The following is a 20,828-nucleotide window of genomic DNA, read 5'->3' on the forward strand; positions in this document are numbered from 1 at the left end:
GGGGAAACGACCATGAAGACACAAGTCGGGATCATCGGCGCCGGCCCCGCCGGTCTCATGCTGGCCCAGGTTCTCCGCCAGCACGGAATCGACTCCGTCATCCTCGAGCAGCGTTCGGAAGACTACGTGCTGAGCCGGATCCGTGCGGGCGTGCTCGAACATCCCGCCGTTGAATTCCTGCACGCGATGGGCGCCGGCGAGCGCCTCGCGAAGGAAGGCATGCCGCATGAAGGCATCGACATGCTGTTCCGAGGCGAGAAACGGCGCATCGATTTCCCGAGCCTCACTGGCGGCAAGAAGGTCACGGTCTACGGCCAGCAGGAGGTCGTGAAGGATCTGATCAGGCTGAAGAAGGAGTTCGACGGCCAGATCCTGTTCGAAGCCGAAAATGTGGCGATCCACGGCGCCGAGAGCGACAGCCCGTCGCTCAGCTTCATCTACGGTGGCGAGCAGAAGACGCTCGCCTGCGACTTCATCGCCGGATGCGACGGCTTCCACGGCGTCGCCCGCCAGTCTATTCCGGAAGCGAAGCTGAAGCTGTTCGAGAAGGTGTATCCCTTCGCCTGGCTGGGCATCCTCGCGGACGCGGCACCGGCGCAGGATGAGCTGATCTATTCAAGGCACGACAACGGCTTCGCGCTGTTCAGCATGCGCTCGCCCGAGGTCACCCGCCTCTACCTGCAGTGCGATCCGGAAGAGAATCTGGACGAATGGCCGGACAGCCGGGTCTGGGACGAACTGCACCGGCGCCTCGAGGCGAAGGACGGTTTCCGCGTCAACGAGGGCCGGATCACCCGCAAGGACGTCACCCCGATGCGGAGCTTCGTGTGCGAGACCATGCGCCACGGCCGCCTTTTCCTGGCAGGAGACGCCGCGCATATCGTGCCGCCGACCGGGGCCAAGGGGCTCAATCTCGCGGCCGGCGACGTGAAGCTCTTGAGCGATGCCCTTGCGGTTTATTTCAAGTCCGGGGACACCACGCAGCTCGACGGATACGAGGCGCTCGCTCTGAAGCGGATCTGGGCGGCGCAGCGTTTTTCCTGGTTCATGACCCGTCTGCTGCACAAAGACCCGGGCGCCAACGCGTTCGACGAGGAAGTGCAGTTCGCCGATCTGGATTACTTCACCGGCACCGAGGCCGGGCGCAGAACCATCGCGGAGAACTATGTCGGGCTTCCCTTCGGTTGGACCGGGGCTGCCTGAAGCTGCGCTCTTTCGCCAGTTGGCGTTGCGCTGTATCCGCGCTAATAACCGAATATGAGCGAGGATCTTAATGCGCTGATGAAAATGGTCGAGGCGGGTCAGACGGACGCCGCCGAGCCCGGTCTCGTGGCTTTTGTCGAGGCGAACCCGCGCCAGCCCGCGGCGCAGTTCTATCTCGGGATTATCCGGCTGAAGCAGGGGCGCAACGCGGAGGCCGCGGAAGCCTACAGGGCCGCCGCCCGCGGCTTGCCGGGTGTTGCGGCGGTGCATTCGAACCTCGCGCTCGCCGCACACCGCGCCGGGGAACCGGAGGCGGCGCGAACCGCCGCGCGGCGGGCGGCGCTTCTCGCTCCGGACGGTAGCGGCCCCTATGTCGTCACATCCGAGGCTGCCGCAGCAAGCGAAGATCCCGCCGCTGCGTTGCGCGCGGCCAAACTGGCCTTTTGCCTCGAGCCGAAAAGCCAGTGCGGTCTGATGCTCGAAGCGGCCCGCAAGGCGGGCGACACGCCGTGCGTGGAGGCGGCTGTTGCCCGGCTCATGGCGACCGATCCGACCGATCGCGCCGCCTCGATCAACGGCGCCCACCATCTGCTGAAAAACGGCTACGGCGCCGAGGCGGAGAGGCTCTACCGCAATATCCTTGAGCACCATCCGAACGATCCGGACCTCTGGTTCAATCTCGGGGTGACGCTGATCGAGTCCGACCGGTTTGAGGACGCGGCAGAGCCGTACGCACGGCGCGCGCGTCTTGTTCACGGACGGCCGCTGAATGATGCGCCGGCCTATGCCGACATGCCCGCCGAGCCGGTGGTGCCGGTCGACCGGACCTGCGCCCGCCATCGCCTGAAGCACGATGCCGAGCAGTACCGCTACCTGACGGAGCGGGGCGTTCTGCCGCCCGAATACCGGGACGAATGGAAGACCTATCAGGAACTTCTCGACACTCTCGGCCCGGAAGACCGCGACGCGATCTCCTTCAAGCTGGACGATGCGCGTTATGGCAGGATCGCGCGTTCCTATAACCGCTTCGTCCATATTGCCGCGACCGGCTGGGAAGACGCGGATCCGATGAACCCGGATCTCGACTGGTCCGCGATCGAGGAAAGCTATCTGGATGCCGCGCCGCAGGCGGTGGCGATCGACGCACTGCTGAACGAGGAGGCGCTCGCCGCCATCCGGCGTTTCTGCTTCGAGTCCACGATCTGGCATCAGCTGAAGGGCGCGGGCTATCTCGGCGCCTACTATCGCTCCGGCTTCAACGACCCGCTGCTCTTCGCCATCGGCCGCGGTCTGCGCGAGCGCATGCCGCGCGTTCTGGGGCCGCACGGACTCAAGCTGATGTGGGCCTACAAGTACGACCAGCACATGTCGGGTATCAATCCGCATGCCGATTTCGCGGCCGTGAACGTGAATTTCTGGATCAATCACGCCGAGTCCAACCTGGACCCTGAATCCGGCGGGCTGCTGGTCTTCCGCAAGCCGGCGCCGAAGGACTGGACTTTCCAGCGCTACAACACGGCTCCGGCGGAGGAGATCTACGCGGCGCTCGGCGAGGACCGGAACAACCCTATCCGGGTTCCGAACCGCGAGAACCGGGCGCTTCTGTTCGACTCCCGCCTGTTCCACGAGACCGACCGCTTCACCTTCAAGGACGGCTATATCCATCGGCGGATCAACATCACCATGCTGTTCGGGCATGGCGGTACCTGAGACCCCGCCGACCGATGAATGGCGCCGGGCTGCCTCGGAGCATGCGGTTGCGGGGGACTGGAACGCCTGCCGAGGACTTGCTCGTAAGCTTCTCCTCGTCATCCCGCGCGACCCGATAGGCTGCTACTTCTTCAGCCTTTCGGCCGGACGTCTCGGCAATGCCGCATTGTCGGGCCGCTCCGCAAGCTGGGCGCGCACAGCTATCCCGCGTCCTGTTGTCGTTCCGCTGCTCAAGGAACTCTTCACGCTCCAGGGCCTTGCGGGGGGCGATCGCGATGCGCTCCGGCGGGCGGTGCTGGTCTCGCCCAGTGAGGGGGCAGGGCAGTTCAATCTGGCCAACCTGGAGGTCCGCAGGGAGAAGTACCGGGCCGCGCTGACCCTGCTCCGGCGGGCGAGTGCCGCAAGACCGCTCGATCCTGGAACGCTGGGCGAGATTGCCCGGATCCAGGGTCTGCTGACGGATGGCGCGCATCCCGGCGCAGCGTTCTCGCGCGCGCTCGTGGTCAGTCCTTCCGATTTCGGCACACTCCGGAACATGGGGCTCTGGCAACGCAAGCAGGACCGGTCGGCGGAGGGGGCGCGCTGGTTCCGCCGGGCCGTCACGGTCAACCCGACGAGCCGGGAGGCGCAGGGGGAACTGGGCCGGGCGCTGCTCAGCGACGGCCATCTGGCCGAAGGCTGGCCCCGGCTGGAGCGCTTTCGCCTGCCTGAGTGGGAGCCGCCGATCGACGGTCTCCCGCGCTGGGACGGCAGTCTGGTACCGGATGGTGCGTTGCTGCTCTGGAGTGTCGACAAGGTCGGTGATGAGCTGCTGTTCTCAGTCTTTCTGGAGCGTGCGCGGCAGGCGGCGGGGCGGGTGATCGCGGTCGTGGACCGACGCAACGTCGCCTTGCTCTCCCGCCTGCATCCCGAAATTCGTGTACGCGCCACTCTGCCGGAAGAGGATCCGGCCGACCCGGATTGGAAACCCGTGACCGCCTATCCGCTGGAATTCGCCGGCCGTTTTTTTTCCGTAAAGCCGGCGGACCTTGCCTGCCCGGGCGGACACCGGTCGCTCCCTCGAAAAGCCGGAAGCGGCGGCGGTCCTCTCAAGATCGGCATCTCCTGGAAGTCCGACGCCTCGCTGGTCGGCGCGCTCAAATCCACGCAGCTTGCCGACTGGGCCCCGCTACTCAGACAGCCGGGCTGCCGGTTTTTCTCGCTTCAATACGGTGAAGAGCAAACGGAACTCGAGAGATTTCCGGAGGTGGAGCGCATACCCGGCTTCGAGCCCTTTGGGCCGACATTGGCATTCGCGGAAACCATCGTGGATCTGGATCTGGTCATCACGGTCGCCAATACGACGGCGCATATAGCCGGATGCACCGAGACCCCGCTCTGGGTCCTCTTGCCGACCGGTTTCGGCTGCAGCTGGTTCTGGTTCCGGGAGCGATCGGACAGCCCGCTCTATTCCCGTGCCAGGCTTTTCCGCCAGCCGGTTCCGGGCGATTGGCGACCCGTATTCGAGGACCTCGGGGTCGCACTCGCGGAGCTGTCTGCGGGCCGGTGATTGCAGGAATGCCGAAATCGGAGGGTGACGCCGCATTTCCGCCATTCTGACCATGGCAGTTTTCATCGAGCACCTTGAAACAGCCGGCACTCAAACGGGATGATATGGTCCGGGCTTCCGGACAGGAGCCGACAATGACAGCCAGGAGGCAATCACGTGATCTCGTCCCGCACGAACTGGATGCATGACGTCTTCGCCGGGCTGATAGAGCAGTTGCGCTGGTCCTATCTGCCGCCTCTGATGGTCTATCTCGCCTACGGGATCTCGGGGCTGACCTCGATCGTCGGCACCTTCTTCGTGAAGGAATATCTCGATCTCTCGGCGGCCTTTCTGGCCGGGCTCGGCTTCTGGGCAGGTATTCCCTGGGCGCTCAAGATGCCGGTCGGCCATCTGGTCGACATCATCTGGAAATGGAAGGGCGCGCTGGTTTATCTCGGCGCCGGACTGATCGCTGCCAGCCTGCTGATCATGTACGGGCTGATCGCGCATACCGCCGAAATGACCGCGATCATGCCTGCGACAGCCTGGTTCGTGCTGAGCGTCCTGCTGTCGCCGCTCGGCTATGTTCTGCAGGACGCGGTCGCCGATGCCATGACCGTCGAGGCGGTCCCGGTCTTGGACGAGAACGGCGAGGCTTTTTCCGAAGAAGCGATCAAGACCATGCATACAACGATGCAGATGCTCGGCCGCTTCGCCCTGATCGGCGGACTGGCGCTGGTTGCGATCGTCAATATCACCATGTTCGACGGCGTCGGCTCGATGAGCCAGGCGGAGAAGGCGGTCATCTATGCCGACATCCACCTGATCGCGCTCATCGTGCCGGCGATCTCGGTCGCCGGGGTGATTCTCGGCGGCATGATGCTGCGTCGCCGCGCGAAGGACCTGATCTCCGCCGGCGTCGACCGGGCCGAGGTCGACAAGATGCTGTTCCGTCCGGACGGGGAGGCAACGCCGAACTGGTGGATCTTCGGCGGCAGCCTCGCTTTCGGTGCCTTCACCATCACCGTCGGCCTCAGCGATCTCGCTTTCTCTCAGGAGATCGTCTTTACAGGCTCGATGGCGATCGTCTGCTTCCTGATCGCGCGGCTCTTGCCCGAGCTTGCGCCGCCGCAGCGCCTCGCCCTGATCGGAACCTCGACCATAGTCTTCTTCTTTCGCGCGGTCCCGGGGCCGGGCCCCGGTTCGACCTGGTTCGAGATCGACCAGCTCGGCTTCGATCAGCAGTTCATCTCCGTCCTGACCCTTATCAGCGCCCTGCTTGCGCTGGTCGGCATGGTCGTGCTCCGGCCGCTGATGGCATCACGGTCGATCGCCTATATCGTCGCGCTGCTGACGGTCTTCGCGGGGATCCTGTCGCTGCCGAATATCGGGCTCTATTACGGTATCCAGGATTGGACGGCGCCGCTGACAGGCGGAATCGTCGATGCCCGGTTCATCGCCATTCTCGACACGGCGATCGAGTCGCCGCTCGCCCAGGTCTCCATGATCCCGATGCTGGCCTGGATCGCCCGCAACGCACCGCCACATCTGAAAGCGACCTTCTTTGCGGTGATGGCCTCCTTCGTGAACCTCGCGCTCTCGGCCAGGGCGATGGGGACGAAATACATGAACGAGATTTTTCTGGTGACCCGGGAAGTGAAGGACCGGACGACCGGGGAGGTGCAGGTGCCGGCGGATTACAGCGAACTCGGTTATCTGCTGATCGCCGTCGCCGTCCTGACGGTGGTCATTCCGTTGACCGCGATCGCCGTGGTGCAGGCGAGCCGGTTCCGCACGCGAGATTGAACCGGGTTCAGCGTTTCAAGAGCCGGCGGCTTTCCGGTGCCTCTTCCTCCCAGCCGAGCTGCTCCAGCTTCGGCCGGTCGTCCTCCTGTGCGGGATATCCGACACAGAGATAGGCGGTGAGGGACCAGTCCACTGGCACCTCGAGTTCATCCCGGATCTCTTCCGGGTCGAGGATCGAAAGCCAGCCGACTCCGATGCCCTCGGCCCGGGCGGCGAGCCAGAAGGTGTGGATCGCGGTGACGGTGGAATAATCGAGCATCTCGGGCATGGTCTGGCGCCCGAGGCCGTGGCCGCGCTCCGATCCGTGATCGGTGAAGACCGCAAGCTGGACCGGGGCCTTGTCGAGTCCTGCGAGCTTGAGGGTGGCATAGAGCTTTTTGCGCTCGCCCTCATAACCGGAGAGCGCTTTCCTGTTCGCTTCTTCGAAAGAGCTCCGGACCGCCGACCGCCTGGCAGGATGGACGACGGAGACGAAGCGCCAGGGTTGGCTGTAGCCGACCGAGGGCGCGAGGGAGGCGAGGTCGACGAGCCTTTCCAGCATGCCCTCTGGCAGAGCGTCCGTGCGGAACTCCCGCACGTCCCGGCGCCAGCGCAGCAGGTCTTCGAGTCTTTCCCGGAACGCGGCGTCGAATTCGGGCGATGAGGTGCCGCCCGTCATCGTCCGTACTGGTCATCGAAGCGTTCGATATCGTCCTCGCCGAGATAGGAGCCGGATTGCACCTCGACGATAATGAGCGGCTCTGTACCGGGATTTTCCAGCCGGTGGATCCAGCCGAGCGGAATGTCGACCGACTGGTCGGCATCGAGATGCATGACGTCGAGCCGCTCCATCGACGGGCCGCGGGTGATCCGGGCCTTGCCGGAGATCACCGTCCAGTGCTCCGCGCGATGCTTGTGGCTCTGCAGCGAAAGCCGGCCGCCGGGGGAAACGGTGATGCGTTTGACCTGATATCCGTCGCCGCTGTCGATATTTCGGTAACTGCCCCAGGGGCGGTGCGTGGTGGCGTGGCTGATCGCCTCCGGGCGCCCGGCCTCCTTCAGTGCCTCGACGGCGAGCTTCACGTCCTGGTCGGCGCCCATGGCCGCGACGAGCACGGCATCAGGGGATTCGATGACGACAAGATCCTCGGCGCCGATCACGGTGACGAGCCGGGATTCCGCGCGCACCAGGTTGTTCCGGCTCTTGTGCAGCCAGACGTCGCCCTGGACGGCGTTGCCCTCTGCATCCTTCTCCTGCACGGCCCAGAGCGCGCTCCAGGAACCGACGTCCGACCAGCCGGCATCGAGCGGCACCATGGCGCCGAGGGCCGTCTTCTCCATCACCGCATAGTCGATCGAGATCGAGGGCGCCTTGCCGAAGGCGTCCGCGTCGAGGCGGCGGAAGTCGAGATCGGAGACACCCTTGTCGAGAGCCGCCCTTGCTGCGTCGAGGATCTCCGGTGCCAGCCGCCCGAGCTCGGCGAGGAAGTCGCGGGCCCGGAAGAGGAAGGTGCCGCTGTTCCAGAAATAGTCTCCGGCGGCGAGATACTTCTCCGCGGTCGCAAGATCAGGTTTCTCGACGAAACGCTCGATCCCGTAGCAGCCGTCCATGCCGTCGAGCGGGCCGTTCCGGTGAATGTAGCCGTAACCCGTCTCAGGCCGGTCCGGTGTGATCCCGAAGGTGACGAGACGCCCGGCCCGCGCGGCGACGGCGCCGGTCTCGACGGCAGCGCGGAAGGCGTCGGGCCGTTCGATACGGTGGTCGGAGGCGAGCAGCAGGACGAGGCCTTCCGGATCGACGCTTGCGACATGCAGCGCGGCCACGGCGGCGGCCGGGGCGGAATTCCGTCCGGCCGGCTCCAGCAGGATGGCGGACGGCTTGGCACCGATGCCCTGCATCTGTTCGGCGACGGCAAAGCGGTGCTCGGCATTGCAGATCACCGAGGGCGGGCCGTAACCGGCACCTTCCGGAAATCGCAGCGCGGTTTCCTGCAGCATGGTCCGCTCGCTCAGCATCGGCAGCAGCTGCTTCGGATAGAGCGCGCGGGAGACCGGCCAGAGCCGGGTGCCGGAGCCGCCGGAGAGGATGACGGGATAAATCATGTGCAGACCGCGCCAATTCTGTATCAAGAATGGCTTAGTAACACAGAGCGCCAGACGAAAGCAGACCATGATCGTCGTCTTCGGATCGATAAACGCCGACCTGTTCTTTTCCTTCGCCAAATTGCCCCGCCGGGGCGAGACGGTACTGACCGACGCATACACCTTCTGCCCCGGCGGAAAGGGTGCGAATCAGGCCACCGCCGCTGCACGGGACGGCGCCGATGTCCGGTTTGTCGGGGCTGTCGGCCGCGACCCCAATGCGGCGCCCTGCCTCGACGCGCTGACGGCGGCCGGAGTCGACGTATCGCACGTTCATGTGGTCGATGGGGTGACCGGCACGGCGGTGATCTCTGTCGAGGCGAGCGGCGAGAACCAGATTCTCGTCGCCAGCGGCGCCAACATGAAAGCGTCCGCCGACTGGCTCGCGGAAGAGCTGCTCGGGCCGCACACCACTTTGCTGATGCAGATGGAATTGCCGCAGGCGGATACCGAGGCGGCTATCCAGCGGGCGCGAGCGCGCGGTTGCCGGGTCATCCTGAACGACGCCCCGCTCGGCCCGCTCTCCCGCGCGGCGTTGGCGGATGTCGATATCCTGATCGCCAATGAAGAGGAGGCGCTGGGCCTGCTCGGCAACAGCGCCGGTCTGGAAAACGCCGATCTCGCGCGCGGCCTCGCGGCGCTATGCCGGGGCACCGGGATCGTGACGATCGGAGCGGCCGGCGTGGTCGTGGCGCATGAAGGCGGCACATTCCAGGTGCCGGCCCTGCCGATCGTGCCGGTAGATACGGTCGGCGCCGGCGATGCCTTCTGCGGCACGCTGGCCGCCGCTCTGGACCGGGGGGAGACCCTCATCGAGGCGGTTCGCCGGGCCACGACCGCCAGCGGGATCATTTGCACCTTGCCAGGCGCCCAGTCTCCAGAGTTGACTGAGGCGCGGATCAACGCGGCTCTGGCCGACCTGCCTTCCGTGGTTCATATTTAAATACGACGCAGCAACGCGGGCTCAGAACGGCCCGGTAAGGGATATCGATGGTCAAGGAAACGCTCTACGAAGGCGGAACCGTGCTCGACGGAACCGGAGCCCGGCTCGAAAAGCATGGGGTCATGGTAAGGGACGGGAGAATCGCGGAACTGGCGCCGCTCGACCGCTTCCAGGGATTTGCCGGCTTCCGGGTCGATTTCACCGGAGGAACCTTGCTGCCGGGGCTGGTCGACTGCCATGTCCATCTGACCATGGGCGGCGAGGGCAACCCAGTTGCGGCGCAGTCGGCGATGACGCCGGGGCAGATCACCATGGCGGCCTTCAAGCACGCCCAGCAGGCCCTGATGAGCGGCATCACGGCAGTGCGCGACTGCGGCGGCAAGGACTACCTCGAGCTAGCGGTGCGCGATGCCTGCAACAGCGGCGCCCAGATCGGCCCGAGCATTCTCTGCTCCGGCCGGGTGATCTGCATGACCGGCGGACACGGCAACCGCAACGGCCGCATCGCAGACGGTACCGACGAGGTGATCAAGGCGGTGCGCGAGCAGATCCATGCCGGCGCGGACCTGATCAAGCTGATGGCCACCGGCGGGGTGATGACCCCGGGCGTCAGCCCGGAGGACGCGCATTTCTCCGCCGAGGAGATGGCGGCCGGCGTCGCTGAGGGCAAACGATTCCACAAAAGGTCTGCGAGCCACGCCCAGGGCAGCCTTGGCATCCTGAATGCGGTCCGCGCGGGTGTCGCTTCGATCGAGCATGGCATCTTCATGACGGACGAGTGTCTGAGGGAGATGCTGGAGGCCGGGACCTATCTCGTCCCGACACTCGCGGCGGTGCGCAATATTGTCGCCAACAAGGAAAACGGGATTCCTCCGCATGTGGTGGAAAAGGCCATGCGGGTCCAGGAGCGGCACATCCAGTCGATCAAGATGTTCTACGATGCCGGCGGCAAGATCGCGATGGGCACCGACGCCGGTACGCCCTTCAACCGGCACGGCGAGAACGCGCTGGAGCTGCGCTACATGGTCGAGATCGGCATCGCGCCGATGGACGCGATCGTCTTCTCCACCCGCAACGGCATCGACCTGATGGGGCTGGAGAACCGCGGCACGGTGGCGGAGGGCATGCATGCCGACCTGCTGATCGTAGACGGCGATCCGCTCGCCGACATCGAGCGGGTTGCGGATCGGGCGAACCACCGTATGGTGATCAAGAACGGTGTCCCGGCCCGCATCAAGACCGACGATGCGGTGCACGAGACCCGCAGCCCGGCGGACAATGTTCTCCGCTTTACCTCGGCCGCCAACGCGGCCTTCTGATCAGGTCCCGAGCAGGAAGTCTTCTGATGCCCATCAACAACCGCATTGCCGAGTTCCACGAGGAAATGACCGCCTGGCGGCGTGAGCTGCACCGCCATCCGGAAACCGCCTACGAGGAACACTGGACCAGCGCCTTCATCGCCGAGAAGCTCGAGAGTTTCGGGATCGAGGTGCATCGCGGTCTGGCCGGCACCGGCGTGGTCGGCACGCTGAAGGGCAACGGGGAGGGCGGCGCTATCGGCCTCCGCGCCGATATCGACGCGCTCGATATTACGGAACAGACCGGCCTCGACTACGCCTCCGAGAATCCTGGAAAGATGCATGCCTGCGGCCATGACGGGCACACAACCATGCTGCTCGGCGCGGCGAAGTACCTCGCCGAGACCCGGAACTTCTCGGGCACCGTGCAGTTCATCTTCCAGCCGGCGGAGGAGAACGAGGGCGGCGGCAAGCGGATGGTCGAGGAAGGGCTTTTCGAGAAGTTTCCGGTCGACTCTGTCTGGGGCATGCATAACTGGCCGGGCATGCCGGTCGGCACAGTCGCGGTCTGCGCTGGCGCAATGATGGCCGCCTATGACATGTTCGAGCTCGACATCAAGGGGGTCGGCGGTCACGGCGCGATGCCGCATCTCGGGATCGACCCGATCCTGGTCTCGGCCCAGGTCGTCACCGCGCTGCAGAGCATCGCCAGCCGCAATGTCGATCCGATGGATGCGGTGGTGGTCTCGGTCACCAAGATCCATGGCGGCGATGCCTACAACGTCATCCCGGGCATGGTGCAACTCGCCGGCACGACCCGTTCCTTCCGTCCGGAAGTGCGCGACATGATCGAGCCGCGGATGAAGCAGATTATCGATGGCGTCTGTGCCGGCTTCGGTGCGACGGCCGAGCTGCGCTACGAGAAGCGCTATCCGCCGACCGTCAATTCCGAAGCCGAGAGCGAGATGGCGGCAAATGTCGCCGAGCGTCTGGTCGGCGGTGAGAAGGTCGTCCGCGATCCGACCCCGAGCATGGGCGGCGAGGATTTCGCCTTCATGCTGGAAAAGAAGCCGGGCTGCTACATCTGGATGGGCAACGGCGGCGGCGGCGAAGGCAAGATGCTGCACAATGCCGGTTACGACTTCAATGACGAGGCCCTGCCCTGGGGCGCCAGCTACTGGAGCCAGCTCGTCGAGGACAGGCTGCTGCGGGCGGGTTGATCGGGCCCGTCAGGTCTGGCGGCGGAGTGCGAATTCTCTCAGCTTCGAGCGGTACTCCGCGATGTCGTGATAGCGGTCGATCCGTCTCTGGGTCGATGCCTCGCCTCTCAGGAGGCGCTGGGCGTAGCGATAGATCCGTTCCAGGGAACTGATGCCGAACTCGTTCTTGAGGTCTGGATAGGTGCCGTCCGCCGCCGGATCGCAGATGCTCAGATAGCGCTGGTAGCCGTAATGGCGGAAGCGCTGGCTGCGTACCACGAGATTGGCCAACCGGTTCGCCGGAGAAAAGAACATGCCGATCCCCCTGAGCAGGGCCTTGGCGATATCGATGCTGATGCTGGACGGCGGGACGAAAGGAACCGGATCGGCTCCATTTACAATGCGGTAGATCGGTGTCCGGAATTCGCTGACCAGGCCGTCATCCCCGCAGCGCGGCGCCCCGAAACTGTAGCAGGCCGCGAGCTTGTCGCCGCTCGTATACCAGGTGGCAAGTGTCGCGAGCGCGCCGCCGAGGGAGTGTCCGGTGATATAGAGGGGCAGGTCGGCGACCTGTTCGACATAGCTCCTGATCTGCTCCTCGACCGATTTAAAGGCCGCGTCAAAGCCTTTGTGGACATTGCCGACCTTCACTTCGCGACCATTCTTCAGATGCATCACGCCCGTGGCGGACGCGCTGAGATTGGTCATCCAGTCCTTGGTCTGTTGGGTGCCGCGGAAGGCGATCACCGCCATTCCGACATCGTTCTCGGGCCGTCGTGCTGCGACGAAGCCCTGGGTGTCGGTCTCACGGTTGAAGATGATCCCGACAAGTTCGAACCCGCCGACTGCCAACACCGATCGCAGGATCTCGTTCTTGGTGTCCCGCTGCGGACTGAAGGACAAGGCAAGACCGCGCAATCTTTCCGCGATGCTGTTCTGATCGGTCAGCTTGGCCAGTTCGACAGCGAGGCTCATGATCGCGTCCTCGTCCTCCTCATCGAAGCGGAGATAGGCGAGTTCCGAAAGCACGGCCATCAGCCAGGCGGTGCGATCGCTATAGGCGGCGCGCCGAACGGGCGGTTTCATATCGGAGAATCTGAGAAGGTCGCTCTTGAGCGTTTCGTGAGCCATAAAATCGCTCCTCGTATGAAATGACGTGAATAAAATCAAAAGTAATAATGTGCCCTATAATATTCCCCGGATGGAGGATTGCAAATTTTCCCGGGAGAGACTTTTTCCAAGAGGAGAGAAGCGCTTTTCTTCCGTCGCTCACCGCAGCAGGGCACGGACTTTGACCTGTTCAGGCAAGGAGAGAAGGTTGGCGTTGGCCTGAAGGTTCCGGATTGTGCCAATGTGACCCGAACGCGGGTCGGAAAACCGGAGGGAGGCCTGTGCGCTGCTTACTCTGCGGGGATTGAAGAGCCTGCATGTCGGGCCGGTCGATCTGGATGTGCCGTCCGGTGTAACAGTCGTTTTGCGCGGCCGGTCGGGCTCCGGGAAATCCCTGCTGCTGCGCGCCATTGCCGACCTCGATCCCGCCGAAGGAACGGTCTCCCTCGACGGGCGCGATCGCGAGAGTATGCCGGCGCCGGATTGGCGCCGCGAGGTCGGCTATTTGCCGGCCGAACCTGGCTGGTGGGCGGACCGGGTCGCCGCGCATTTCGCGGACTGGGACGCCTGCCGGCATCTTGCGGAGCGTCTCGGCATCGATCCCGCTGCCGGCGACTGGTCCGTCTCTCGGCTCTCGACCGGTGAAAGACAGCGGCTCGGCCTGATGCGCCTGCTCGAGAACAAACCTCTGTGCCTTCTGCTGGACGAGCCGACGTCAGCGCTTGACGAGGCCGCGACGGCCGCAGTCGAAGCGCTGGTCGCGGAACATTGCGCGGCCGGAGGCTGCTGTCTCTTCGTAACCCATGACAAGGCGCAGTTCTCGCGCGTCGGATCTCGGGGCTACAGGCTTGAGGACGGCCGCCTCGTCGAGGAGCGGGTGGTATGAACTACGAGGTGCTGTCCTACACCGATCTCGCCTTTGCGGCCTTGCTCCTTCTGATCAACGGTGCGGTCTCCGTCGCTTTCGAGCTCGGGATGGCGCGCAGTCTGCTGATCGCGTCGGTCCGTATGGTGGTGCAGCTTCTGCTCATCGGCGTGATCCTGGACTTCCTCCTGAGTACGGTGTCGCCGTTCTGGACCGGCCTTGCGGTGCTCACCATGCTCGGCTTTGCCGGCTACGAGGCAATGGCGCGCCAGGACTGCCGGCTGAAGGGCTTCTGGGGCTATGGTCTCGGCGCCGGCGCCATGTGCTTCGCGGTTCTCCTGATGATGGGCTTTGCTCTGACGACACAGGTGGCGGCCGATCCCTGGTACCATCCGCGCTATCTCCTGCCGTTGCTTGGAATGGTGCTCGGCAATTGCATGACCGGGGTCGCGCTCGCGATCCGGGCGATCACCGCCGCACTTGGCGACGGCCGCGCCGCCGTCGAGGCGCAGCTCGTTCTCGGGCGCAGCTTCCGCCGGGCGGTCCTTCCGATGACCCGCGCGGCGCTGCGGACCGCGCTGACGCCGACGATCAACGCAATGGCGGCAACCGGCCTCGTCTCTCTTCCGGGGATGATGACCGGGCAGATTCTCGCCGGCATCGACCCGGTCGAGGCGGTGAAATATCAATTACTGGTAATGTTTCTGATTTCCGGCGCGACAGGGATTGGCGTAACCATCGCGGTTTTCTCCGTGCTTCGGCGCCTCACAGATACGCGCCATCGGCTGCGTCTCGACCGGCTTTCCGAGTAAGCCTTTCCTCAGAATGTGATTCTGCCGATCAGTTGTGAAGATAGGTCCTGAAGTGCATGTCTTAAAACAAAAATCTCTCTAATTTTAGGCAACGGAAATCAATTAAAATACAGCAGAAGTGCAAGATATTATTCGCTTTTCAAATAGCATTTTACGCCGGTAGTATGAATTTCAATATAAATCTGGCTGAATGGCGAAAGCGCCAAAACAGGCAGAATGGCACCTGGGAGTGAACTCCGTGTGCATGAGCTGGCTAGGGATCTTGAGACATGGAAGCAACCAGTAATATATCCGGCAAGGACGGCCGAGCGCAGGGCCGGTTTCATCGCGACAAGGAACGCAAGGAGCTGACGCCTGTCGCCGTGCGGACGATCGCGAGCCTGTTCGATCTTTGGAAAGTTCCCCCGCGCGCCGCCGCGAAGCTGATGAATGTCGACGAGGGCACCTGGGCCGCGATGAGCGACGGCAACTGGCAGGGCATACTCTCCGTCGATCAGCTCGAGCGGACGTCGAATCTGGTCGCGCTTTATCGCGACCTGAAGGAAAAGATGGACGAGCAGGCCGCCGAGACCTGGCCGACCACCGGCAACAGCAACGCGCCGTTCCGCGGCAAGACCCCGGTCGACATCATGGTTCTCGGCGGTCTTCCGGTGATTCAGGCCATGCGCCGCCATGTGAAGGCTATGCAGCGGCAGCCCGAATTGGTGTCCTGACCGCCCGACTGGTTCACACGCAGGGCGCGTTATAGAGCCAGCCGCCGTCCGGATGCGGGCGGGCATAGATGTCGACCGACTGGTCGAAGCGGACATAGCAGGAAAACAGCGGCATGGTCATGAAGTTGGTGACCACCAGAGAGACCGTGTCCCCGCCATAGAGTGTTCCCACAAGACAGATCTGGGTGCGCCCGCTGCGCGACAGCCGGAAGCTGGTGCGCTCGCGGGTCTTCAGCTGCACCCGCCCGGTGATGGTGAAGGGTGTGCGGTTGCGAACGAGCACGCAGACCTCGCCGGTCTGCCCGTCGCCCGGCGGCGGTTTCGCGTCACGCCGGTTGACCACGGTCGGCGGCGCCTCTTCGCAGGCCGCGAGGCCGAGCGTTGCAACGAAGAGCAGCATCAGAGTGAGGGCGCGCGAGCGGTTCATGGATCCAAGCTAGAGAGGGGGAGGAGGGGCGTCAATGCGATGCGGGCCCTACCGGTGCCGTCGTTGGATGGCACGCGGATCCAGCGCCTCCTGCAGCCCGTCGCCGAGGAAATTGAAGGCGATCACGGCGGCGAAGATCAGCAGGCCGGGCCAGACCGCGAGCATGGGCGCGGTCGCGATCAGTTCCTGCGCCCCGGTCAGCATGTTGCCCCAGCTCGGAATCGGCGGCTGCACGCCGAGGCCGAGGAAACTCAGCACGCTCTCGAACAGGATCACATTGCCGATGGTGAGTGTCGCGGCGACCAGAATCGGCGAGGCGGCATTGGGCAGGAGGTGGTGGAACAGGATACGCAACGGCGGCAGGCCCTGGGCGCGGGCGGCCTCGATGAACTCGCGCTCGCGCAGGCTGAGGACGGAGCCGCGCACGAGGCGCGCCGTCGTCGTCCAGCCGACCAGCGCGATGATGATCACGATCCGGTAGAGGCTGAAGCTCTCGGATTGTACGAGTGCGGCAGGCAGGCCGGCTTTTTCAGGATCGATCGCGGCGAGGACGATGAGCAGGGGCAGGAGCGGGAGCGAGATCACGCCGTCCGCGAGCCGCATCAGTACCGCGTCCAGTACCCCGCCGCGCCAGCCGGCGAGCAGGCCGAGCAGGGTGCCGATGGCGCTGGCGCTGAGCGCGGCGGCGAGCCCGACGGTAAGCGAGACCCGTCCGCCTTCGAGCAGGCGCATCATCAGGTCCCGCCCGATCTCGTCGGTGCCGAGCGGGTGGGCGGCGGAGGGCGGTGCGGCAATGTTGAAGAGGTCCGGCGTGGTGGCGTCGAGCCCGAGCATTGCGCCCAAAAGAGGCGCGGCGAAACAGGCGAGCATCATGACCGCCAGGACTGCAAGGCTCAGTGCCGCAGCGCTGTTTGCGAGAAGTCGGCCGAACGGACCGCGACGTCCGTGCATCGCATATCCCGCCGTCATGACCCGGCCCTCGCGGTGAGGCGGATGCGCGGGTCGATCAGGCCATAGGCGATGTCGGCAGCGATGTTCGCCGCCAGTGTGACGGCGGTCGCCAGCAGCAGGCCGACGAGGGCGAGGTTAAAATCGTTGCCCATCACCGCGTCGTAGATCGTCTTGCCCATGCCGAGATAGGCGAACATGGTCTCGGTGATGAGCGCGCCGGAGAAGAGGGCGCCGAAATCGAGCGCCATGATGGTGACCAGCGGGATCAGCGCGTTTCGGAACCCGTGGCGCCACAGGACTGCGCCTTCCCTGGCACCCTTGGCCCGTGCGGTGCGGATGTAGTCCTCGCGCAGCACCTCGACCATCGCGGCCCTTCCGTGGCGGGTATATTGCGCGATGCTGGCCGCTGCCAGGGTCAGCACCGGCAGCACGAGATGCGCCGCCCGGTCGGCGATACCGCCGTCGCCGATGGTCGCCATGCCGCTCGCCGGAAACAGTCCGAGCGTCACGGCGAAGAGGAGTATCAGCAGCAGGGCAAGCCAGAAGGGCGGCACGGAGATGCCGGCGAAGCAGAAGAGATTGATCGCCCGGTCGGCGAGGCTGCCGGGGTTTCGCGCCGCGAGCACGCTTGCCGGCAGGGCGATCGCGACGGCCAGGGCGAAGGCCAGCCCCATCAGCAGCAGGGAGTTCAGAAGCCGCGGCGCCAGCACGTCCGTGACCGGTGCGGCGAAGAGGCGGGAATAGCCGAAATCACCTTGCAGGGCAGCGGAGAGCCAGGCGCCGTAGCGCTCCAGGAAGGGCCGGTCGAGGCCGTAGAGCGCCTTCAACCGCACGACGTCGGCGGCAGTCATGTTCGGGTCGCCGGCCATCATGAGGTCGACGGGGTCGCCCGGCATCAGCACCAGCAGCCCGTAGGTCACGAAGGACATCAGCCAGAGCACGAGCAGCGCCTGGCCGAGGCGGCGGACCAGGAACGCTGTCATGCGCGGGTCAGTTCGCGTCCGTACTGTCGCGCCATTGCTCGATCCAGTAGGTGGAGCTGTATTTGTGCCCGGTCGGGCGCAGCCCCTTCAGCCATTTCGGCAGGATATAGGCGTCCGACCGGAAATAGAGCGGCAGCACCGGCAGATCCGTCGCGTAGAGGGTTTGCTGCTCGGCCCAGAGCGCGCGGCGCTTTTCCCGGTCGAGCTCGACCTCGATGGCGTCGATCAGCCGGTCCATCTCCGGATTGGCATAGCCGGTCGCATTCTGGCCGGACCAGTTGTTCGCCTCGGTCGGGATCGAGGTCGAATAGAGCGTGGTCTTGGGCAGCGCCTCCGGAGCCGAAAGCCAGGCGAACATCGCCATCGCCGGGAACTTGCGCTTGCGCACGGTCTCGCCGAAGAAGACGCGGGCCGGCTCGTTGCGGATCGTCACCTCGATGCCGACCTGTTTCCAGTAGTTCTGCAGCACCTGCTCGACCAGCTCGCGGATCCGGTTTCCCGCGGTGGTCATGATCTCAAGGCTGAGCTTGGTGCCGTCGGGCCTGTGGCGGACGCCGCCCTTCATCTCCGTCCAGCCGGCCTCCGCGAGCAGAGCCTTGGCGCGTTCCGGGTCGAAGGCATATTTCGGCAGGTCTTTATGATAGGCCCAGTCCAGCGGGTTCACGGCGCCGTGGGCGACCGGCTGGTTGCCGGCGAAGAGCCTGTCGGAGAGTGCCTGCCGGTCGATCGCATGCAGCAACGCGCGGCGGACGCGAATGTCGGCGAGAATCGGATTGTCGAGATTGAGCTCGATATGCTCGTAGATCAGGCCGGGCTTGTAGATCACGTCGAAGGCGTCGCCGTGCCTTTTTGCGAAGCCGAGCGCCTGGTCGAGGGTGAGGCCGGCCTCGCCGGCGATATAGTCGATCGCGCCTGAGAGCAGGTTTGCCTCGAGCGCCGCGGTCTTCTCGATGGTCTTCACCACGATACGCTGGAAGGCCGGTTTCTTGCCCTGCCAGTGCTCGTTGCGCTCCAGCACGATATAAGCGCCCTCGCTGACTTCCGAGACCCGGTAAGGGCCGTTATAGAGCCCCGGATTGGACGGGTCGGTCTTGTAGAGCGTCCGGTTCTTGTAGTCCCGCGGCACGGCGAAGGCGTCGCGTTCGAGATGGGCCGGCAGCAGGTCGAAATCGCCGGGCGTATTGTAGCGGTAGTCGATCTTGTTGCGCACGAAGGTGAAGGTGCGCTCGTCCTCGACCTCGATCTCGGCGATGTCCTGGTAGGTGCTGATGTCGGAGACGCCGGTCTCCGGATGCTTGCCGACCTCCCAGCTGAAGAGCACGTCCGCCGTGGTAATCGGCGTGCCGTCGCCCCAGAAGGCACCGGGCTTGATCGTGTAGGTCGTGCGCACGCCCTCGCGCCCTGTCGGGTTGCCCGCCGCGTCGAGTACCGGAAACCGCTTCGCCCGCTTGTTCTCGAAGGTCGGCAGTTCGGTGCACCAGAGGCAGGCCGGTTCCCAGTCATGGCCGAAGATGGCGATCTGCCGCTGCGCCATGCCGAGCACGTAGCTCTTCACCAGCATGGCGTCGATCATCGGGTTCAGCGTCGTCGGGAACTGGGTCATCCCGATGACCAGCTGTTCGCGGGCATCGGCGGGACGGGGCAGGTGAAGGGATGCAGCGAGGGCAATCAGGCAGAGCACGAACAGTCTGATCGGACGCCGCATCGGGCTGCCTCCATCTCTCGGTCAGGGTTCCATTGAGGATAGGAAGCGGCGCCGATGATTTCCAGCGCCGCAGCCGCTGCCGCTTCAGGTCAGCGGTATGTCGAGCACATGCTCCTTGAAGGCCGGCCGTGCGGCAATGCGGGCGTACCAGGCTTCCAGCGCCGGCATCGGCGGGCGGTCCTCGACCAGGGTCAGCCAGCGGTAGATATTCATGCCGAGCGGGATGTCGGCCATCGTCAGCCGGTCGCCCATCATGTAGTCACGGCCGGTCAGGCGCTTTTCCAGGATCCAGAGAATGTCGATCATGCCCTTGCGCGCCGTATCGATCGCCGCGTAGTCGCGCTCGGCCTCCGGGGTCCTGACGAGGCCCCAGAAGATCGGCGTGATGAGGGGCAGGAGCGTAGTGTGCTTCCAGTCCATCCAGCGGTCCGCATCGGCATAGTCGCGCGGGTCGGCGGGCGCCATCTCGCCTTTCGAATATTTGTTGCAGAGATAGCGGACGATGGCGTTCGACTCCCAGAGCACGAAATCGTCCTCGATGATCGTGGGCACGCGGGAGTTCGGGTTGAGCGAGAGGTAGTAGTCGTCCTTCGTGTTGGCGAAGGCACCGCCGTAATCCTCGCGCTCGTTTGGGATTCCAAGCTCGCCGCAGAGCCAGGTCACTTTCTGCACGTTGCTCGAATTGTTGCGTCCCAGAATCTTCAGCATCTCGGCCCTCCCGGCGCCTCGCTTGTTCTTGTCTTGCTCAGGTTTCGATTGTCTCGCGGGATGCGGCCCAGCCGTCGGGATCGCGCAGGAACTGGCGCACCTCGGCGAGCTGTGCCGCCGTGAAGCCGCGCTTCTCGGCCGCGGCGAGCACATCCCACCAGGTGCAGAGCCCGTGCAAATCGACGCCCCTTTCCTTCATCGAGGCGGTGCTCTCGGGGAAGTTGCCGTAGTGGAAGACGACGAAGCAGTGAGCGACCTCGCCGCCGGCTTCGCGGATCGCGTCGATGAAGGAGAGCTTGGAGCCGCCGTCGGTCGCGAGATCCTCGACCAGGAGGATGCGTGCGCCCTCGGGGAAGGTGCCCTCGATCCGCGCGTTGCGGCCGAAGCCCTTCGGCTTCTTGCGGATATAGAGCATCGGCAGGCCGAGCAGGTCGGCGATCCAGGCGGCGAACGGAATGCCCGCCGTCTCGCCGCCGGCGACCGCGTCGAACTGTTCGAACCCGGCCTTCTGGGCCAGCAGCTCGACGCCCATCTCCATCAGCTTCTTCCGCGCGCGGGGGAAGGAGATGATCTTGCGGCAATCGACATAGACCGGGCTGAGGCGTCCCGAGGTGAAGGTGAAGGGCTCTTCCGGGCGAATATGCACGGCCTCGATCTCGAGCAGAATATTGGCTGCGGTCTCGGCGATGCTCTGGCGGAAATCGGGGGTCTGGCTCTCGTCCATCGACGGGGGGCTCCCAAGGCAG

General features: G+C 64.8%; 19 protein-coding genes. 10 read left to right on the forward strand and 9 right to left on the reverse strand.

Annotation, left to right across the window (positions count from 1 at the left end):
- Positions 1-12: 12 nt before the first annotated feature.
- The 4 genes from pobA to JJ959_RS03550 all read left to right on the forward strand — a co-directional run bounded on the left by pobA (position 13) and on the right by JJ959_RS03550 (position 6,247).
- Positions 13-1,203 (forward strand): 4-hydroxybenzoate 3-monooxygenase, encoded by a 1,191-nt coding sequence (gene pobA / locus JJ959_RS03535; protein ID WP_292879887.1) that lies wholly within the window; start codon positions 13-15, stop codon positions 1,201-1,203.
- A gap of 54 nt (positions 1,204-1,257) precedes the next feature.
- Positions 1,258-2,913 carry a tetratricopeptide repeat protein gene (locus JJ959_RS03540; RefSeq protein WP_292879888.1) on the forward strand — a complete coding sequence of 552 codons (1,656 nt, stop codon included), beginning with the start codon at positions 1,258-1,260 and terminating at the stop codon, positions 2,911-2,913.
- Positions 2,900-4,462 carry a hypothetical protein gene (locus JJ959_RS03545; RefSeq protein WP_292879889.1) on the forward strand — a complete coding sequence of 521 codons (1,563 nt, stop codon included), beginning with the start codon at positions 2,900-2,902 and terminating at the stop codon, positions 4,460-4,462. Before JJ959_RS03540 ends, JJ959_RS03545 begins: the two co-directional genes overlap by 14 nt.
- A gap of 156 nt (positions 4,463-4,618) precedes the next feature.
- A complete protein-coding gene (locus tag JJ959_RS03550) occupies positions 4,619-6,247 on the forward strand; it encodes a hypothetical protein (protein WP_292879890.1) in 1,629 nt (542 codons plus the stop codon).
- 7 nt (positions 6,248-6,254) lie between these two features.
- Here the strand turns inward: JJ959_RS03550 and bluB are convergent, their stop codons facing one another.
- Both bluB and JJ959_RS03560 read right to left on the reverse strand, forming a co-directional pair.
- On the reverse strand, positions 6,255-6,905 hold the full coding sequence (gene bluB / locus JJ959_RS03555) for a 5,6-dimethylbenzimidazole synthase (protein WP_292879891.1): 651 nt from the start codon (positions 6,903-6,905) through the stop codon (positions 6,255-6,257).
- On the reverse strand, positions 6,902-8,329 hold the full coding sequence (locus tag JJ959_RS03560; protein WP_292879892.1) for a mannose-1-phosphate guanylyltransferase/mannose-6-phosphate isomerase: 1,428 nt from the start codon (positions 8,327-8,329) through the stop codon (positions 6,902-6,904). Before JJ959_RS03560 ends, bluB begins: the two co-directional genes overlap by 4 nt.
- Positions 8,330-8,396: 67 nt before the next feature.
- Here JJ959_RS03560 and JJ959_RS03565 point away from each other — a divergent pair, with 67 nt between their 5' ends.
- Genes JJ959_RS03565 through JJ959_RS03575 form a run of 3 tightly spaced genes read left to right on the forward strand, consistent with a single transcriptional unit; the run spans position 8,397 to position 11,829 of the window.
- Positions 8,397-9,311, forward strand: a complete 915-nt coding sequence (locus tag JJ959_RS03565) for a ribokinase (RefSeq protein WP_292879893.1) — start codon at positions 8,397-8,399, stop codon at positions 9,309-9,311.
- Between the two features lie 47 nt (positions 9,312-9,358).
- Positions 9,359-10,630 (forward strand): amidohydrolase family protein, encoded by a 1,272-nt coding sequence (locus JJ959_RS03570; RefSeq protein WP_292879894.1) that lies wholly within the window; start codon positions 9,359-9,361, stop codon positions 10,628-10,630.
- Positions 10,631-10,656: 26 nt separating this feature from the next.
- Positions 10,657-11,829: a M20 aminoacylase family protein gene (locus JJ959_RS03575; protein ID WP_292879895.1), complete on the forward strand. Its 1,173-nt coding sequence runs from the start codon at positions 10,657-10,659 to the stop codon at positions 11,827-11,829.
- A 9-nt stretch (positions 11,830-11,838) separates the two neighbouring features.
- On the opposite strand, the gene JJ959_RS03580 is transcribed toward JJ959_RS03575, so the two are convergent.
- Positions 11,839-12,939 (reverse strand): lipase family protein, encoded by a 1,101-nt coding sequence (locus tag JJ959_RS03580; RefSeq protein ID WP_292879896.1) that lies wholly within the window; start codon positions 12,937-12,939, stop codon positions 11,839-11,841.
- A 283-nt stretch (positions 12,940-13,222) separates the two neighbouring features.
- Between JJ959_RS03580 and JJ959_RS03585 the strand changes: the two genes are divergently transcribed.
- The 3 genes from JJ959_RS03585 to JJ959_RS03595 all read left to right on the forward strand — a co-directional run bounded on the left by JJ959_RS03585 (position 13,223) and on the right by JJ959_RS03595 (position 15,308).
- On the forward strand, positions 13,223-13,804 hold the full coding sequence (locus tag JJ959_RS03585) for an ABC transporter ATP-binding protein (protein WP_292879897.1): 582 nt from the start codon (positions 13,223-13,225) through the stop codon (positions 13,802-13,804).
- Complete coding sequence (locus tag JJ959_RS03590) at positions 13,801-14,595, forward strand: ABC transporter permease (RefSeq protein ID WP_292879898.1); 795 nt, start codon at positions 13,801-13,803, stop codon at positions 14,593-14,595. Before JJ959_RS03585 ends, JJ959_RS03590 begins: the two co-directional genes overlap by 4 nt.
- Before the next feature lie 269 nt (positions 14,596-14,864).
- Positions 14,865-15,308, forward strand: coding sequence for a hypothetical protein (locus tag JJ959_RS03595; RefSeq protein ID WP_292879899.1), 444 nt, complete (start codon positions 14,865-14,867; stop codon positions 15,306-15,308).
- 13 nt (positions 15,309-15,321) lie between these two features.
- Here the strand turns inward: JJ959_RS03595 and JJ959_RS03600 are convergent, their stop codons facing one another.
- The 6 genes from JJ959_RS03600 to JJ959_RS03625 all read right to left on the reverse strand — a co-directional run bounded on the left by JJ959_RS03600 (position 15,322) and on the right by JJ959_RS03625 (position 20,806).
- Positions 15,322-15,735 carry a hypothetical protein gene (locus JJ959_RS03600; RefSeq protein ID WP_292879900.1) on the reverse strand — a complete coding sequence of 138 codons (414 nt, stop codon included), beginning with the start codon at positions 15,733-15,735 and terminating at the stop codon, positions 15,322-15,324.
- 48 nt (positions 15,736-15,783) lie between these two features.
- Positions 15,784-16,704 (reverse strand): ABC transporter permease, encoded by a 921-nt coding sequence (locus JJ959_RS03605; RefSeq protein WP_292879901.1) that lies wholly within the window; start codon positions 16,702-16,704, stop codon positions 15,784-15,786.
- On the reverse strand, positions 16,701-17,669 hold the full coding sequence (locus JJ959_RS03610; RefSeq protein ID WP_292879902.1) for an ABC transporter permease: 969 nt from the start codon (positions 17,667-17,669) through the stop codon (positions 16,701-16,703). The genes JJ959_RS03605 and JJ959_RS03610 overlap by 4 nt, the downstream gene beginning before the upstream one ends.
- Positions 17,670-17,676: 7 nt before the next feature.
- On the reverse strand, positions 17,677-19,374 hold the full coding sequence (locus JJ959_RS03615; protein ID WP_292879903.1) for a peptide ABC transporter substrate-binding protein: 1,698 nt from the start codon (positions 19,372-19,374) through the stop codon (positions 17,677-17,679).
- 84 nt (positions 19,375-19,458) lie between these two features.
- Entirely contained in the window at positions 19,459-20,082 is a 624-nt protein-coding gene (locus JJ959_RS03620) for a glutathione S-transferase family protein (protein ID WP_292879904.1), read from the reverse strand.
- A gap of 37 nt (positions 20,083-20,119) precedes the next feature.
- On the reverse strand, positions 20,120-20,806 hold the full coding sequence (locus JJ959_RS03625) for an orotate phosphoribosyltransferase (protein WP_292879905.1): 687 nt from the start codon (positions 20,804-20,806) through the stop codon (positions 20,120-20,122).
- Positions 20,807-20,828: the final 22 nt, after the last annotated feature.

The sequence above is a fragment of the Nisaea sp. genome, from assembly GCF_017640745.1.
In the GTDB taxonomy this organism is placed as follows: Bacteria; Pseudomonadota; Alphaproteobacteria; order Thalassobaculales; family Thalassobaculaceae; genus Nisaea.

What these genes read in the sequence shown, in the direction of transcription:
- JJ959_RS03580 (WP_292879896.1), bottom strand. Translation starts at nt 12,939, where the DNA reads ATGGCTCACGAAACGCTCAAGAGCGACCTTCTCAGATTCTCCGATATG.
- JJ959_RS03605 (WP_292879901.1), bottom strand. Translation starts at nt 16,704, where the DNA reads ATGACGGCGGGATATGCGATGCACGGACGTCGCGGTCCGTTCGGCCGA.
- JJ959_RS03575 (WP_292879895.1), top strand. Translation starts at nt 10,657, where the DNA reads ATGCCCATCAACAACCGCATTGCCGAGTTCCACGAGGAAATGACCGCC.
- JJ959_RS03545 (WP_292879889.1), top strand. Translation starts at nt 2,900, where the DNA reads ATGGCGGTACCTGAGACCCCGCCGACCGATGAATGGCGCCGGGCTGCC.
- JJ959_RS03620 (WP_292879904.1), bottom strand. Translation starts at nt 20,082, where the DNA reads ATGCTGAAGATTCTGGGACGCAACAATTCGAGCAACGTGCAGAAAGTG.
- JJ959_RS03595 (WP_292879899.1), top strand. Translation starts at nt 14,865, where the DNA reads ATGGAAGCAACCAGTAATATATCCGGCAAGGACGGCCGAGCGCAGGGC.
- JJ959_RS03615 (WP_292879903.1), bottom strand. Translation starts at nt 19,374, where the DNA reads ATGCGGCGTCCGATCAGACTGTTCGTGCTCTGCCTGATTGCCCTCGCT.
- JJ959_RS03565 (WP_292879893.1), top strand. Translation starts at nt 8,397, where the DNA reads ATGATCGTCGTCTTCGGATCGATAAACGCCGACCTGTTCTTTTCCTTC.
- JJ959_RS03625 (WP_292879905.1), bottom strand. Translation starts at nt 20,806, where the DNA reads ATGGACGAGAGCCAGACCCCCGATTTCCGCCAGAGCATCGCCGAGACC.
- JJ959_RS03600 (WP_292879900.1), bottom strand. Translation starts at nt 15,735, where the DNA reads ATGAACCGCTCGCGCGCCCTCACTCTGATGCTGCTCTTCGTTGCAACG.
- JJ959_RS03590 (WP_292879898.1), top strand. Translation starts at nt 13,801, where the DNA reads ATGAACTACGAGGTGCTGTCCTACACCGATCTCGCCTTTGCGGCCTTG.
- bluB (WP_292879891.1), bottom strand. Translation starts at nt 6,905, where the DNA reads ATGACGGGCGGCACCTCATCGCCCGAATTCGACGCCGCGTTCCGGGAA.
- JJ959_RS03560 (WP_292879892.1), bottom strand. Translation starts at nt 8,329, where the DNA reads ATGATTTATCCCGTCATCCTCTCCGGCGGCTCCGGCACCCGGCTCTGG.
- JJ959_RS03610 (WP_292879902.1), bottom strand. Translation starts at nt 17,669, where the DNA reads ATGACAGCGTTCCTGGTCCGCCGCCTCGGCCAGGCGCTGCTCGTGCTC.
- JJ959_RS03570 (WP_292879894.1), top strand. Translation starts at nt 9,359, where the DNA reads ATGGTCAAGGAAACGCTCTACGAAGGCGGAACCGTGCTCGACGGAACC.
- pobA (WP_292879887.1), top strand. Translation starts at nt 13, where the DNA reads ATGAAGACACAAGTCGGGATCATCGGCGCCGGCCCCGCCGGTCTCATG.
- JJ959_RS03540 (WP_292879888.1), top strand. Translation starts at nt 1,258, where the DNA reads ATGAGCGAGGATCTTAATGCGCTGATGAAAATGGTCGAGGCGGGTCAG.